Here is a 13,926-nt window from a genome sequence, read left to right as displayed (position 1 = left end):
CTGTGCGGCATCGTCGTGGTCGGCGCGGTGACCGAGGGGCCGGTCAGCGACTGGCGGGCCGTGGTCCTGGAGGACGCGAGCCTCAGGGCCGCCAGCCCCACCGATTGGGCGCGCGCCGCCATCGCGGCGATGCAGCGCCACGGGGCCGAGCGGCTGGTGGCCGAGGTCAATCAGGGCGGCAATCTGGTGGCCGAGGTGCTGCGGCAGGTGGATCCGCTGGTGCCGGTGACCGCGGCGCATGCGGTCAAGGGCAAGGGCGCCCGGGCCGAACCCGCCGCTGCGCTCTACGAACAGGGGCGGGTCGCGCATCTGCCGGGCCTCGGCGCGCTGGAGGAACAGATGGCGCTGATGACCGCGCAGGGCTTCAAGGGCACCGGCAGCCCCGACCGGGTGGATGCGCTGGTCTGGGCCTTGCACGAGCTGATCCTGGGCCCGGCGCGGTCGCATCGAAGCCCGCGCGCGCGGGTGCTGTGAGGGGGGCCTACGGGCCCCTTTTTTCATGCCCGTTGCGGCCCCCCGGGGCAGCGAACGGTGGCTCCAGCCGATGTTCGGATTTCCCCGCGATAACCCGTCTCAAGGCCGCGGCGCCGGGTTCGTCCCGGCCCCGCGCGACAATGGAGGCAGAGCCATGTTCGACATCTTTCGCAAGCCCGCTGCCGAGACTGCGCCCGACACTGCGCCCGAGGCCAAGGCCTCGGCTGTGGGGCCGCTGACGGCGGGCGCGCCCTCGGGTGGCTTCGGCAAGATCGCGGCGCTGCAACCGGCCAGCCAGTTGCGCTGGACGGCGCGCGACAGCGTGTCGCTGACCCGAGCCGGGTTTCAGGGCAATCCGGTCGGCTTCCGCGTGGTGCGGATGATCTCCGAGGCCGCGGCGGCGCTGCCGCTGGTCCTGCAGGATCAGGACCAGCGCTATGACGCGCATCCGCTCCTGGCGCTGCTGGGCCGGCCGAACCCGGCGCAGGGCCGGGCCGAGTTCCTGGAGGCGGTCTATGCCCAGCTGCTCCTCTCCGGCAACGCCTATGTCGAGGCGGTCGCCACGCCCGAGGGTGGGGTGCCGGGCGAGCTGCATGTGCTGCGCTCGGACCGGATGTCGGTGGTGCCGGGGGCGGATGGCTGGCCCGCGGGCTACGATTACGCGGTGAACGGCCGCAAGCATCGGTTCACCATGACCGAGGGCGCGGCGCCGATCTGCCATGTCCGCGCCTTCCATCCGCTGGACGACCATTACGGCCTCTCGCCCATCGAGGCGGCGGCGACGGCGGTCGATGTGCATAACAGCGCGTCCCGCTGGTCGAAGGCGCTTCTGGACAATGCCGCGCGGCCCTCGGGCGCCATCGTCTACCGGGGCGCGGACGGGCAGGGGCAGATGTCGAACGACCAGTTCGAGCGGTTGCAGGCCGAGATGGAGATGCACCATCAGGGCGCGCGCAACGCCGGGCGGCCGATGCTGCTGGAGGGCGGGCTGGACTGGAAGCCGATGGGTTTCAGCCCCTCCGACATGGAGTTCCACCAGACCAAGGAGGCCGCAGCGCGGGAGATCGCATTGGCCTTCGGGGTGCCGCCCATGCTGCTGGGGATCCCCGGCGACGCGACCTATGCCAATTATCAGGAGGCCAATCGCGGCTTCTACCGGCTGACCGTGCTGCCGCTGGCGGCCAAGGTCAGCGCGGCGCTGGCGCATTGGCTCTCGGGCTATCTGGGGGCCGAGCTGCAGCTGAGGCCCGACCTCGACCAGGTGCCGGCGCTGGCGGCCGAGCGCGAGGCGGTCTGGCGCCGGGTGGCCGAGGCGGATTTCCTGACCGAGGCCGAGAAGCGCGCCATGCTGGGCCTGCCGCCCCGGTCGGAATGAGGGGGGCTGCGGTGATGGCCAGCCCCCAGCGCAAGACGGTCGGCGGATCGCGCTTTCTCTACGACAGTTTCGACCTCGCCCAGGCCCGGATCGACGCGCAGGAGCGCGTGGACGAGGAGCGCCGCGCCGGCCTCGACTACCGGCTGGGCCGCATCGAGGAGGCGCTGGAGCGGCTGGAGAAACGGCTCTGGCTGGCGGTCTATGGCGTGGCCTCGGGCGTGGTGGTGCATGGCGCGCTGGCCTTTCTGGCGACGCAGTTCTGAGGAGGGTTCATGCAGGGTCTTGAGACGAAGTTTCACCCGCCCGGGGTGCCCGGCGTGGTGCTGGGCGAGGGTTCGGTGATCGCGGGCTATGCCTCGGTCTTCGGGGTGCGCGACCGGGGCGGCGATGTGGTCATGCCGGGCGCCTATGCGGCCTCGCTCGCGCGGATGGCGGCGTCGGGGGGCCGGGTGCGGATGCTCTGGCAGCACGATCAGGGCCAGCCCATCGGCGTCTGGGACGAGGTGGCCGAGGATGCCCAGGGCCTGCGCGTCAAGGGGCGCCTGCTGACCGAGGTCGAGAAGGGGCGCGAGGCGGCGGCGCTGATGGCGGCCGGGGCGGTGGACGGGTTGAGCATCGGCTACCGCACGATCCGCGCGGAAAAGCTGCCCGAGGGCGGGCGCAAGCTGATCGAGCTGGAGCTGTGGGAGGTGTCGCTGGTGACCTTCCCGATGCTGCCCATTGCCCGGGCCTCGGCCAAGTCGGGCGGGCTGCTGCTGGATGTCGCGCAGGGCCTTCAGGCGGCGCGGGCCGCGCTCGGCGGTCACTGACGGAACCATGCGCGGGGTCAGGGGCCCGGCGCATAGGGGCGGGTTGCCTGTCGGGAGCCCGCGCAACGGCAACCACGAAAGGATGGATGCGATGACGAGCGAGTTTCCCGGCCGGCTTCGCGCGGGCGAGGAAAAGAGCGCGGCGCCCGGTGACGAGGCGGCTGTGCTGAGGGCGGCGCTGGACGGGTTCGTGACCGAGATCAAGACCTTCCGCGCCGATGTGATGGGCAATCTGAAAGAACAGGACGAGCGACTGACCATGCTGGACCGCAAATTCACCACCAAGACGGCGCGCCCGGTGCTGGCGCAGGCCGACGCGGGCGAGGGCCTGCATCTGAAGGCCTTCGACGCCTATCTGCGTCAGGGCGACGACGACGGGCTGCGCGGCCTGACGCTGGAGGGCAAGGGCCTGACCACCTCGGTCAATGCCGAGGGCGGCTATCTGGTCGATCCGCAGACCTCGGACCGGATCCATGCGGTGCTGGACGCCGCGGCCTCGATCCGCGCCATCGCCAATGTCGTGCAGGTCGAGGCGGGCTCGTTCGACGTGCTCGTGGACCACGGCGATGTGGGCTCGGGCTGGGAGAATGAGGCCTCGACCCTCACCGAAACCGGGACCGCGGCCATCGACCGCATCTCGATCAAGCTGCATGAACTCTCGGCGATGCCCAAGGCCTCGCAGCGGCTGCTGGAAGACAGCGCCTTCGACGTCGAGGGCTGGCTGGCCGAGCGCATCGCCACCAAATTCGCCCGGGCCGAGGCTGCGGCCTTCATCTCCGGCACCGGCACCGACCAGCCGCGCGGGTTCCTCGACCACGACATCGTGGCCAATGGGACCGAGACCTGGGGCGAGCTGGGCTATGTCGCGACCGGCGCTGCGGGCGATTTCGCCGCCACCAACCCGGCCGATGCTATCGTCGACCTGGTCTATGCGCTGGACGCGGGCTACCGCGCCAACGCCTGCTTCGTGATGAATTCGAAGACCGCGGGCGCTGTGCGCAAGATGAAGGACGCGGACGGCCGTTTCCTGTGGTCGGACGGGCTGGCGGCGGGGGAACCGGCGCGGCTGATGGGCTATCCGGTGCTGATCGCCGAGGACATGCCCGACATCGCCGCCAACGCCCATGCCGTGGCCTTCGGCGATTTCCGCGCGGGCTACACGATTGCCGAGCGCCCGGACCTGCGCGTCCTGCGCGATCCCTTCAGCGCCAAGCCCCATGTCCTTTTCTACGCGACCAAGCGGGTGGGCGGCGATGTGACCGATTTCTCGGCGATCAAGCTCCTGAAATTCGCCGCCTCGTAAGCGGCGCGGGATTGGCCCGGTCCCGGGTTCCGGGGCCGGACCGATGGCGGCGCAGACGCGCGGGGACGGCAGAAGGCCGACACCCCGCATCGTCCGGCTGCTCCCCCTCCGTGCGAGCGCTGCGGGGGCGCGTCTGCGCCGATCAACCGGAACAGGGATTTTCAGGAGGCGAGCATGGACCTGATAGAGACCAGCATCGTCGCGGATGGCGTCCTGCCGGTCGCGGCCTTCCGGGCGCATCTGCGGCTGGGCACCGGCTTTGCCGACGACACCACGGGCGATGCGCTGCTGATCCAGTATCTGCGCGCCGCCATCGCCGCCATCGAGGCGCGGACCGGCAAGGTGCTGATCGCGCGCGATTTCCGCCTGATCCTGCCGCGCTGGCGCTGGCCGGATGTGCAGGCCCTGCCGGTGGCGCCGGTCTCGATCGTGACCGCCGTCAGGCTGGTCGATGCCGGGGGCAGCGCAGAAACCGCCGATCCGGGCAGCTGGCGGCTGGCGGTCGATACCCACCGCCCGGTGCTGCTGGCCACCGGGGCGGTGTTGCCGGGAGTGCCCGCGAACGGCCGGGTCGAGGTCGATTTCACCGCCGGTTTCGGCGCGGGCTGGGACGCGGTGCCCGACGATCTGCGCCAGGCTGTGCTGCTCTTGGCCGCGCAATTCTATGAGGGCCGAACCGGGGCCGAACCGATCCCCGGCCCGGTGGCGGCGCTGCTGGCGCGCTGGATGGCGCTCAGGGTGACGGCCGGGGGGCATCGCTGATGGCCTATGCCGCGACCCGGCCGATGGTGCTGGAAGAAGCGCTCGCCAGCCCCGACGGGGCAGGCGGCTACACGACAGGCTGGACGATGCTGGGCACGCTCTGGTGCGAGCTGCGCGCGGGCGCGGGTTCCGAACGCCGGGGGCTCATCGCGCCCGAGGGACGGATGCTGTTCCGCATCTTCCTGCGCGCCGCCCCCCAGGGCAGCCCGCAGCGCCCCCGTCCCGGCCAGCGCCTGACGGAGGGCGCGCGCGTCTTCACCATCCTCGCCGTCAGCGAGGCCGATGCGGCAGGCGCCTGGCTGGTCTGCCACGCCCGAGAGGAGGTTCCGGCATGAGCTATCAGGCCACCGCCGCGCTGCAGGTCGCGCTCTATGACCTGCTCACGGGCGACGCGACGCTCGCCGGTCTTCTGCCCGGTGGCATCTTCGACGCGCCGCCGCCCGGCACGCCGCAGGGTACCTATGGCGTGATCGGCGAGGAAGAGGCGATCGACCGCTCGGACGGGACCGGCGCGGGCGCCGAGCATCGCCTGCTGGTGCAGGTCGTCTCGGATGCGAGCGGTTTCGCCACCGCCAAGGCCGCCGCCGCCCGGATCGCCGAGATCCTGCCCGGCACGCAGCCGGCGCTCGCCACCGGCCGGGTCGTGGCGATCTGGTTCCACCAGGCGCAGGCCCGCCGGGCCGAGGGCAATGCCTTCCGCCGCATCGACCTGCGCTTCCGGGCGCGGATCGAGATCTGACAATCTTTCAAAGGAGTGGCCGGGATGGCTGTGCAAAGCGGCAAGGATCTTCTGATCAAGATGGACATGACCGGCGCCGGTCTGTTCGAGACCATCGCGGGCCTTCGCGCCACGCGGATCAGCTTCAACGCCGAGACGGTCGATGTGACCAGCCTCGACAGTCTGGGCGGCTGGCGCGAGCTGCTGGCAGGGGCCGGGGTCAAGGCGGCGTCGATCTCGGGCTCGGGCGTGTTCCGGGACGAGGCGACGGACGAACGGGCCCGCGCTGTCTTCTTCAACGGCGAGATCCCCGAGTTTCAGGTGGTGATCCCGGATTTCGGCACCGTCGAGGGACCGTTCCAGATCACCGCCATCGAATACGCGGGCAGCTACAACGGCGAGGCCACGTTCGAGATGTCGATGGCCTCGGCCGGCGCGCTCGACTTCGTGGCGGCGACGCCGCTGGCCCCCGATCCCGAGGATTACATGGGCGACGGCGGCGACCAGCCGCCGGAAATGCCCGATCCCGGTGAGCCCGTCTGATGGTCAATCCCATGGCGGGGGAAGTGGCGCTGGTGCTCGATGGCGAGCGGCGGGTGCTGAAGCTGACGCTGGGGGCGCTGGCGGAACTGGAGGAGGCGCTGGGCGCCGAGTCGCTGGTGGCGCTGGTCGAACGGTTCGAGACCGGCGGCTTCCGGGCCCGCGACGTGATGGCGCTGCTGTTGGCGGGGCTGCACGGCGGCGGGCATCCGCTGCCCGCCTCGGCCCTTCTGAGCGCCGAAATCGAGGGCGGCGCGGTCGAGGCCGCGCGCGTGGCGGGCCTGTTGCTGGCGCGGGCCTTCAACCCGGCGGGGGCCGCGGCGTGACGGGCCTCGACTGGCCGGGGCTGATGCGGGCGGGGCTGCATGGCCTCGGCCTCAGGCCCGCCGAGTTCTGGGCCCTCACCCCGGCCGAACTGATGATCATGCTGGGCCGCGACGAGGCGGCCCGGCCCGGTTTCACCCGCGCAAGGCTCGATGCCTTGCTGAAACGCTTCCCGGATCAGGGAAGGAAGGGAGCGGAGAATGGCGACGCTGGAGGAACTGAACGCGCAGCTGGCCGAGCTGGAAGCGCAGATCGGCGCGACCTCGGACCAGGTGGCGGCCTTCGATTCCGGTCTCGGCGACATGGGGCGCAACCTGATCGAGACGAATCGTGAGATGGCGGGCCTGTCGCGCTCCTTGAGATCGGGGCTGAGGCGGGCCTTCGACGGTGTGGTCTTCGATGGCCAGCGGTTGTCCGACGCGATGCGCGGCCTCGGCCGCTCGATCAGCGAGGCGATCTATTCCGCGGCCATGCGCCCGGTGCAATCGGCGCTGGGCGGCGCGCTGTCCACCGCCATCGGCGGGCTGGCCAACAGCCTCTTGCCCTTCGCCCATGGCGCGTCCTTCAGCCAGGGCCGGGTCATGCCCTTCGCGCAAGGCGGGGTCGTCTCCTCGCCGGTGGCCTTCCCGATGCGGGGCGGCACCGGCCTGATGGGCGAGGCCGGGCCCGAGGCGATCCTGCCCTTGGCCCGGGGGGCTGACGGCAGGCTGGGGGTGCGCGGTGCGGGCGGCCGGGCGACCAATGTGGTGATCAACGTCACCACCCCGGACGTCGCCGGATTCCAGCGCAGCCAGAGCCAGATCGCCGCGCAGATGCAGCGCCTGCTGGCCCAGGGTCAGCGCAATTATTGAGCGGGGACAAGACCATGGCCTTCCACGAGATCCGTTTCCCCGCCACTCTGAGCTTCGGCTCCCTGGGCGGGCCCGAGCGCCGGACTGAGATCGTCACCCTGGCGAACGGGTTCGAGGAGCGCAACACGCCCTGGGCGCAGGCGCGGCGGCGCTATGACGCGGGGCTGGGGCTCAGGTCGCTCGACGATGTCGAGGTGCTGATCGCCTTTTTCGAGGCCCGGCAGGGGCGCCTGCACGGCTTTCGCTGGAAGGATTGGGCCGATTTCAAGACCGGTCGAGCCTCGCGCGCGATCACGCCGCTGGACCAGTCGCTGGGCTATGGCGACGGCGTGACGCGCGATTTCCAGCTGACGAAGACCTATCGCTCGGGTGATTGGGCCGCCACGCGGGTGCTGACGAAGCCCGTGACCGGAACGCTCAGGGTTGCCATCGGCGGCACCGAACAGCCCGAGGGGCTGGCCTGGCAGGTCGATCCCGCGACCGGCATCGTCAGTTTCGACGCGCCGCCCGGGGTGGGGGCCGAGGTGACGATGGGCTGCGAGTTCGACGTGCCGGTGCGTTTCGATACCGACCTCGTGCAGGTCTCCGTCGCCTCGTTCCAGGCGGGCGACGTGCCGAAAGTCCCGGTGATCGAGGTGCGGCAATGAGCGAACTGACCACCACCCGCGCCCGGGCCTGGGCGCTCAGGCGCGCGGATGGCGCGGTCCTGGGTTTCACCGACCACGACCGCGATCTTGCCTTCGACGGGATCGCCTTTCGTGCGGGAACCGGCATGACCGCCAGCGCCATCGTCCAGGGCACTGGTCTGTCGGTGGACAATACCGAGGCGACCGGCGCGCTCTCCGATGCGGCGCTGACCGAGGGCGATATTCTGGCCGGTCTCTACGACGGGGCCGAGCTGACGATCTGGGAGGTCGACTGGACCGATCCCGCTTGGCGCCGCATCCTGTTTCGCGGGTCGCTGGGCGAGATCACGCGGCTGGACCGGGCCTTCAAGGCGGAATTGCGCGGCTTGACCGAGCCCCTGTCCAAAGCGGGCGGGCGGGTCTTCGGCGCGCTCTGCCCGGCGGTTCTGGGGGATGCCGGCTGCACCTTCAACCTGTCCCAACCCGGCTTCGCGGCCGAGGTTCCGCTTCTGGCCTTGGCCGAGGGCGGGGCGGTGCTGGAGATCGCCGAATTGCCCGAATTCGCCGCCGATTGGTTCGTCGATGGCGCGGCGCGGTTCCTGGATGGCGCCGCCGCGGGCATGGTCGTGCCGGTCCGGCGCGAGAAGGCACTGCCCGGGCGGCGGCGCTTCTACCTCTGGTCCGCCCCCGGGTTCGAACCGGCGCCGGGCGATACGCTCAGGATCGAGGCGGGCTGCGACAAGCGCTTCCAGACCTGCCGGTTGAAGTTCCTCAACCAGCAGAATTTCCAGGGTTTCCCGCATATCCCCTCGGAGGACTGGCTGCAGGCCATGCCGCGTATCGACGGGCCGAACACCGGCGGGAGCCTCACCCATGGCTGACGCCCGCGCGGCGCTGGTGGCCGAGGCGCGGCGCTGGGTCGGCACGCCCTACCGGCATCAGGCCTCGGTCCTGGGCGCGGGCTGCGATTGCCTAGGGCTGATCCGCGGCCTCTGGCGCGCCCGGCACGGGACCGAGCCCGAAGCGCTGCCGCCCTATGGCCCCGACTGGGCCGAGGCGGACGGGGTTGAGGCCCTCTGGCAGGGCCTGTCCCGCCACCTGCGTCCGGCCCCCGGCGAACCCGCGCCCGGCGACGTGCTGCTTTTTCGGATGCGGGCGCGCTCGGTGGCGAAACATCTGGGCGTGCTGACCGCGATCGGGCCGGATGCCCGTTTCGTCCATGCCTATTGCGGCCACGGGGTTGTCGAAAGCCCGCTGAGCCAGCCCTGGGCGCGCCGCATCGTGGCGCGCTTCGAGATGACGTGACCTGAAAGGAGCCCTCGGATGGCGACCCTCCTCCTGTCCGCCGCCGGTGCGGCAATCGGTGCGAATTTCGGCGGCGCGGTGCTGGGCCTCTCGGGTCTGGTCATCGGCCGCGCGATTGGCGCCACCGTCGGCCGCCTGATCGACCAGCGGCTTCTGGGCCTGGGATCCGGCAGCGTCGACACCGGGCGCATCCAGCGCCTGCAGATCACCGGCGCCGGTGAGGGCGTGGCCTTGCCGCGTGTCTGGGGCCGGGTGCGCACCGCCGGTCACGTGATCTGGGCCTCGCGCTTCGAGGAGATCCCGGGCCGCTCGCGCCGCACCAAGGGCGGGCTCGGCCCAAGAGTGACCGAGCAGTCGCGCTATACCGTCAGCGTGGCCATCGCGCTGGCCGAGGGGCAGATCACCGGCATCGGCCGGATCTGGGCCTATGGCGACGAGATCGCGCCCTCGGACCTGAACCTGCGGCTCTATACCGGGACCATGGACCAGCTGCCCGATCCCAAGATCGAGGCGGTCGAGGGCGAGGGCGTGGCGCCCGCCTACCGCGGCACCGCCTATGTGGTGATCGAGGATCTGGACCTCGGCCCCTATGGCAACCGGCTGCCGAATCTCGCGTTCGAGGTGATCCGCGGGGCCGAGGCCGAGGGCGTCAGCACGCTGCAACAGGCCATCGAGGGCGTCGCCTGGCTGCCCGGCGCCGGGGAATACGCGCTGGCCACCGAGAAAGTGCTGCTGTCGGGGAACGGCGTGCCGGTCTTCGCCGAGGAATTCTCGATCATCGAGGCCGCGAACGACCGGCAGGCCAACGCGCATTCCCCCTCGGGCGAGGCGGATTTCGTCACCGCGCTGAAGGCGCTGGAGAATGAGCTTCCGAACGCCAAATCCTCGCTCCTGATCGCGTCCTGGTTCGGTAACGATCTGCGCTGCGGCGCCTGCACGCTCAGGCCCAAGGTCGAGGGGCACGACCGCACCGGCAGCAACCAGCCCTGGACCGTGGCGGGGCTGGACCGGGCCTCGGCCGCCGTGGTGCCGATGCTGGGCGGCAAGCCGGTCTATGGCGGCACGCCCTCCGACACCTCGATCCTGCAGGCCATCGCGGCGCTGAACGCGGGCGGGCAGCGGGTCGTCTTCTATCCCTTCATCCTGATGGAGCAGCTGGCGGGCAATGGCCTGCCCGACCCCTGGTCCGAGGCCGGGGACCAGCCGGCGCTGCCCTGGCGCGGCCGGATCACCACCCAGAAGGCCCAGGGCCAGCCCGGCACCACCGACCGCACCGCCGCCGCCGCGGCCGAGGTCGCGGCTTTCTTCGGCACCGCCTCGGCCGCGGATTTCACCGTGGCACCCGGCAGCGTCAGCTACTCCGGCCCGGCGGAATGGTCCTATCGCCGTTTCATCCTGCATTACGCGGCACTCTGCGCGGCCTCGGACGGGGTGGACGCCTTCTGCATCGGCTCGGAAATGCGCAGCCTGTTGCAGATCCGGGGCGCGGGCGACAGCTTCCCCGCCGTCGCCGCCATGGTCGATTTGCTGCACGAGGTCCGGGCGATCCTCGGCCCCTCGGTCACGCTGACCTATGCCGCCGATTGGTCGGAATACGCGGGCTATGACGCGGGCGAGGGGAACCGCTATTTCCACCTCGACCCGCTCTGGTCCGACGACGAGCTGAACGTCATCGGCATCGACAATTACATGCCGCTCGCCGATTGGCGCGAGGGCGAGGCGCATGCCGACTGGCAGGCGGGCTGGCGCGATATCTACGATCCCGACTACCTCAAGGCCAATATCGCCGGGGGCGAGGGGTTCGACTGGTATTACGCCAGCCAGCCCGAACGCGACGCCCAGGTCCGCACGCCGATCACCGACGAGGGCGAATCCGAGCCCTGGATCTGGCGCGTCAAGGATCTGCGCGCCTGGTGGGAGAACGCGCATACCGAGCGCCACGCGGGCGTCAAACAGCCCGAGTCGACCGAATGGGAGCCGCGCTCGAAACCCGTGTGGTTCACGGAATACGGCTGCGCGGCGATCGACAAGGGCGCGAACCAGCCCAATGTCTTCCTCGATCCGAAATCCTCGGAATCGCACGCGCCCCATTACTCGACCGGGGTGCGCGACGACCTGATGCAGATGCAATATCTGCGCGCCATGCAGGCCTATTGGACGGATCCCGCCAACAACCCGGCCTCGGACCTTTACGAGGGGCGGATGGTCGATTGGTCGCGCAGCCATGCCTGGGCCTGGGACGCGCGGCCCTGGCCCTGGTTCCCGGCCCGCACCGACCTGTGGTCCGACGGCGACAACTGGCTGCGCGGGCATTGGCTGACCGGGCGGGCCTCGGCCCAGCCGCTCGATGCCGTGGTGGCCGAGATCTGCCAGCGCGCGGGCATCGCCGATGCCGATGTCTCGGGCCTTTACGGGGTGGTGCGCGGCTATGCCGTGGCCTCGACCGCGACTGGCCGCGCGGCGCTGCAACCCCTGATGCTGGCCCATGGGTTCGAGGCGGTGGAACGGGACGGCCGCCTTGTCTTCCGCATGCGCACCGGGCGCGAGCCGGTGGCGCTGGACCCCGGCCGACTGGTCGCGCGCGACAGCGGCGATCTGGAGGTGTCGCGCGCCTCCGAGCCCCAGACGGCGGGCCGCCTGCGCCTGACCTATATCGAGGCCGAGGGCGGGTTCGAGACCCGCAGCGCCGAGGCAGTGCATCCCGACACCCCCGCCGGGGACGCGGCCGAGACCGAGATGCCGCTGTCGCTGACCCGGGGCGAGGCCCGCACCGCCGTCAAGCGCTGGCTGACCGAGGCAAGGATCGCCCGCGACACCGCGCGCTTCGGCCAGCCGATGTCCTCGACCTTGGCGGTGGGCGATGTGGTGACGCTGGAGCAGGGCGGCGGCACGCGGCATTACCGGATCGACCGCATGGACCTGACCGGCGAGCGCGCCATCGAGGCGGTGCGCATCGAGCCCGGCCTCTACCGGCACCGCGACGCCTCGACCGACCTACCCGCCGCCGGGGCCTATGAGGCCGCGGTGCCGGTGGTGCCGATCTGGATGGACCTGCCGCTGATGCGCGGGGACGAGGTGCCGCATGCGCCGCATCTGGCGGTCTTCGGCCTGCCCTGGCCGGGCGCCGTCGCCGCCTATGACGCGCCCGCCGCCAGTGGCAGCTTCGCGCTGAACACCCTGATCGGCCTCAGGGCCAGCGTCGGACAGACCATGACGCCCCTGTTCAGCGCCTCGCCCGCGCTGATCCAGCACGGGGCGGGGATGCAGGTCGCCTTCCCGGGCTCGGTCGCGCCAGCCTCGGTCAGCGACGAGGAATTGCTCGACGGTGCCAATCTCGCTGCCATCGGCACCGGCGCGGGGTGGGAGCTGTTCCAGTACCGCGCGGCGACGCTGGTCGAGCCGGGGATCTGGCGGCTGCATGATCTCTTGCGCGGCCAGTTCGGCACCGAACCGATGATGCCCGGGGCCTGGCCGCCCGGCGCGGTGGTGGTGCTGATGGACGGGGCGCCCGCGCAGGTCGATCTGGCGGCCTCGGCCCGGGGGGTCGCGCGGCGCTGGCGCATCGGCCCTGCGGCGCTGGCCTATGACGATCCGGTCTATCTCGAGACGACCGAGGCCTTCGCGGGCAACGGTTTGCGGCCCTATGCGCCGGTCCATCTGAGCGCGACATGGCCGGGGACGGGCGATCTGGTCCTCGCCTGGTTCCGCCGCACCCGGCTGGGCGGCGACGGCTGGGACGCGCCCGAGGTGCCGCTGAGCGAGGAGGCCGAACTCTACCGACTGCGGGTCCGGCATCTGGGGGTGATCGTCCGCGAAACCGACCTGACCGCGCCCGGCTGGACCTATACCGCCGCGCAGCAGGTGGCGGACGGCATCACCGGGTCCTTCAGCATCGAGGTTGCGCAGGTCTCGGCCAGTTTCGGCCCCGGCCTCTATGCGGCGCTTGAGGTGGCGGGCTGATGCGGCCCGTCACCCTCACCGACCTCTCCGCCGCCGCGCGGGTGCTGCTGGCGCTGCCCGAGGGACGGCGCGCGGCGGGGATGGCGGCGCTTATCGCCCGGGCCGAGGCCGCCGACCGACACCGCCAGACCACCGGCCGCCTGCACCCGGCCTATGGCAACGGGACGCTCCTGGCGGCGGCACTGGCCCATCCCGCCGCCGATCCCGCAAGACCGGGCGCGCCCGAGTATCTGGCCTGCCTCGCGCTGGCTGCGGGGGCGCTTGTCGGCCATGCGCCGCTTTCCTGACCGCCGACCACTGGAAATCCGGGGTGGTTTCGCTATGTTTCGGGGATCAACACCGGAGATGCGCCATGCCCGAGTCCCGCGCCAAGCTTGCCCCGTTCGATCCCGTCTGGCAGCGCATCTGCGAAGAGGCGAACGCCGTTGTCCGCGACGAACCCCTGCTGGGCGGCGTCATGCACAACAATCTGCTGCATCACGCGACCATGGAACGGGCGCTGGCCTATCGCTTCGCGCTGAAGCTGTCCTCGGCCGAGATCAGCGAACAGATCCTGCGCGAGATCGCCGAAGAGGCCTATGAGACCTCGCCCTGGCTGGGCGAGGCGGCGCGCGCCGATCTGATGGCGGTCTATGACCGCGACCCGGCCTGCCACCGCTTCCTGCAGCCGGTGATGTATTTCAAGGGCTATCAGGCGGTGCAGGCCTACCGCGTCGGCCATTGGCTGTGGGAGACCGGGCGCCGCGACATGGCGCTCTTCGTGCAGATGCGGATCTCCGAGATGTTCGGCGTCGACATTCACCCCGCCGCCCGCTTCGGCAAGGGGATCATGATCGACCACGCCCATTCCATCGTCATCGGCGAAACCGCGGTGGTGGG

Annotated in this window: 16 protein-coding genes and 2 pseudogenes; all 18 read left to right on the top strand. The window is 71.0% G+C overall.

All coding sequences use genetic code 11. From position 1 onward, the window contains the following. Positions 1–474, top strand: a pseudogene (locus VDQ18_RS18790) (ATP-binding protein); the annotation flags it as partial. A gap of 154 nt (positions 475–628) precedes the next feature. After that, positions 629–1,849, top strand: a complete 1,221-nt coding sequence (locus VDQ18_RS18785; RefSeq protein ID WP_323022434.1) for a phage portal protein — start codon at positions 629–631, stop codon at positions 1,847–1,849. Between the two features lie 14 nt (positions 1,850–1,863). After that, a complete protein-coding gene (locus tag VDQ18_RS18780; RefSeq protein ID WP_323022433.1) occupies positions 1,864–2,112 on the top strand; it encodes a GTA head formation protein, RCAP_rcc01685 family in 249 nt (82 codons plus the stop codon). Between the two features lie 9 nt (positions 2,113–2,121). Next, a complete protein-coding gene (locus tag VDQ18_RS18775; protein WP_323022432.1) occupies positions 2,122–2,658 on the top strand; it encodes an HK97 family phage prohead protease in 537 nt (178 codons plus the stop codon). 91 nt (positions 2,659–2,749) lie between these two features. Then, complete coding sequence (locus VDQ18_RS18770) at positions 2,750–3,961, top strand: phage major capsid protein (protein WP_323022431.1); 1,212 nt, start codon at positions 2,750–2,752, stop codon at positions 3,959–3,961. Positions 3,962–4,135: 174 nt separating this feature from the next. Continuing rightward, complete coding sequence (locus VDQ18_RS18765) at positions 4,136–4,723, top strand: head-tail connector protein (protein WP_323022430.1); 588 nt, start codon at positions 4,136–4,138, stop codon at positions 4,721–4,723. Continuing rightward, positions 4,723–5,058 (top strand): head-tail adaptor protein, encoded by a 336-nt coding sequence (locus VDQ18_RS18760; protein ID WP_323022429.1) that lies wholly within the window; start codon positions 4,723–4,725, stop codon positions 5,056–5,058. Before VDQ18_RS18765 ends, VDQ18_RS18760 begins: the two co-directional genes overlap by 1 nt. After that, on the top strand, positions 5,055–5,462 hold the full coding sequence (locus VDQ18_RS18755) for a DUF3168 domain-containing protein (RefSeq protein ID WP_323022428.1): 408 nt from the start codon (positions 5,055–5,057) through the stop codon (positions 5,460–5,462). The genes VDQ18_RS18760 and VDQ18_RS18755 overlap by 4 nt, the downstream gene beginning before the upstream one ends. Positions 5,463–5,486: 24 nt before the next feature. Further along, positions 5,487–5,894, top strand: a pseudogene (locus tag VDQ18_RS18750) (phage major tail protein, TP901-1 family); the annotation flags it as partial. An 89-nt stretch (positions 5,895–5,983) separates the two neighbouring features. Then, on the top strand, positions 5,984–6,307 hold the full coding sequence (locus tag VDQ18_RS18745; RefSeq protein ID WP_323022427.1) for a gene transfer agent family protein: 324 nt from the start codon (positions 5,984–5,986) through the stop codon (positions 6,305–6,307). Continuing rightward, a complete protein-coding gene (locus VDQ18_RS23585; protein WP_416235127.1) occupies positions 6,304–6,639 on the top strand; it encodes a rcc01693 family protein in 336 nt (111 codons plus the stop codon). Before VDQ18_RS18745 ends, VDQ18_RS23585 begins: the two co-directional genes overlap by 4 nt. Continuing rightward, positions 6,536–7,156, top strand: coding sequence for a phage tail tape measure protein (locus VDQ18_RS18735; RefSeq protein ID WP_416235128.1), 621 nt, complete (start codon positions 6,536–6,538; stop codon positions 7,154–7,156). Before VDQ18_RS23585 ends, VDQ18_RS18735 begins: the two co-directional genes overlap by 104 nt. A gap of 14 nt (positions 7,157–7,170) precedes the next feature. Continuing rightward, positions 7,171–7,803: a DUF2460 domain-containing protein gene (locus tag VDQ18_RS18730; protein ID WP_323022425.1), complete on the top strand. Its 633-nt coding sequence runs from the start codon at positions 7,171–7,173 to the stop codon at positions 7,801–7,803. After that, on the top strand, positions 7,800–8,663 hold the full coding sequence (locus tag VDQ18_RS18725; protein WP_323022424.1) for a DUF2163 domain-containing protein: 864 nt from the start codon (positions 7,800–7,802) through the stop codon (positions 8,661–8,663). The genes VDQ18_RS18730 and VDQ18_RS18725 overlap by 4 nt, the downstream gene beginning before the upstream one ends. After that, on the top strand, positions 8,656–9,087 hold the full coding sequence (locus tag VDQ18_RS18720) for a peptidase (protein ID WP_323022423.1): 432 nt from the start codon (positions 8,656–8,658) through the stop codon (positions 9,085–9,087). Before VDQ18_RS18725 ends, VDQ18_RS18720 begins: the two co-directional genes overlap by 8 nt. 18 nt (positions 9,088–9,105) lie before the next feature. Continuing rightward, complete coding sequence (locus tag VDQ18_RS18715; RefSeq protein ID WP_323022422.1) at positions 9,106–13,047, top strand: baseplate multidomain protein megatron; 3,942 nt, start codon at positions 9,106–9,108, stop codon at positions 13,045–13,047. Continuing rightward, positions 13,047–13,334: a hypothetical protein gene (locus tag VDQ18_RS18710; protein WP_323022421.1), complete on the top strand. Its 288-nt coding sequence runs from the start codon at positions 13,047–13,049 to the stop codon at positions 13,332–13,334. The genes VDQ18_RS18715 and VDQ18_RS18710 overlap by 1 nt, the downstream gene beginning before the upstream one ends. A 65-nt stretch (positions 13,335–13,399) precedes the next feature. After that, a partial coding sequence (locus VDQ18_RS18705) for a serine O-acetyltransferase (RefSeq protein ID WP_323022420.1) occupies positions 13,400–13,926 on the top strand: 527 nt, incomplete at its 3' end.

It is taken from the genome of Pararhodobacter sp. (genome assembly GCF_034676075.1).
Lineage (GTDB): Bacteria > Pseudomonadota > Alphaproteobacteria > Rhodobacterales > Rhodobacteraceae > Pararhodobacter.
This window is presented reverse-complemented; position numbering and strand designations above follow the sequence as displayed.

Coding starts and splice junctions, on each gene's coding strand:
- VDQ18_RS18785 (WP_323022434.1), top strand. CDS start 629: ATGTTCGACATCTTTCGCAAGCCCGCTGCCGAGACTGCGCCCGACACT.
- VDQ18_RS18780 (WP_323022433.1), top strand. CDS start 1,864: ATGGCCAGCCCCCAGCGCAAGACGGTCGGCGGATCGCGCTTTCTCTAC.
- VDQ18_RS18775 (WP_323022432.1), top strand. CDS start 2,122: ATGCAGGGTCTTGAGACGAAGTTTCACCCGCCCGGGGTGCCCGGCGTG.
- VDQ18_RS18770 (WP_323022431.1), top strand. CDS start 2,750: ATGACGAGCGAGTTTCCCGGCCGGCTTCGCGCGGGCGAGGAAAAGAGC.
- VDQ18_RS18765 (WP_323022430.1), top strand. CDS start 4,136: ATGGACCTGATAGAGACCAGCATCGTCGCGGATGGCGTCCTGCCGGTC.
- VDQ18_RS18760 (WP_323022429.1), top strand. CDS start 4,723: ATGGCCTATGCCGCGACCCGGCCGATGGTGCTGGAAGAAGCGCTCGCC.
- VDQ18_RS18755 (WP_323022428.1), top strand. CDS start 5,055: ATGAGCTATCAGGCCACCGCCGCGCTGCAGGTCGCGCTCTATGACCTG.
- VDQ18_RS18745 (WP_323022427.1), top strand. CDS start 5,984: ATGGTCAATCCCATGGCGGGGGAAGTGGCGCTGGTGCTCGATGGCGAG.
- VDQ18_RS18730 (WP_323022425.1), top strand. CDS start 7,171: ATGGCCTTCCACGAGATCCGTTTCCCCGCCACTCTGAGCTTCGGCTCC.
- VDQ18_RS18725 (WP_323022424.1), top strand. CDS start 7,800: ATGAGCGAACTGACCACCACCCGCGCCCGGGCCTGGGCGCTCAGGCGC.
- VDQ18_RS18720 (WP_323022423.1), top strand. CDS start 8,656: ATGGCTGACGCCCGCGCGGCGCTGGTGGCCGAGGCGCGGCGCTGGGTC.
- VDQ18_RS18715 (WP_323022422.1), top strand. CDS start 9,106: ATGGCGACCCTCCTCCTGTCCGCCGCCGGTGCGGCAATCGGTGCGAAT.
- VDQ18_RS18710 (WP_323022421.1), top strand. CDS start 13,047: ATGCGGCCCGTCACCCTCACCGACCTCTCCGCCGCCGCGCGGGTGCTG.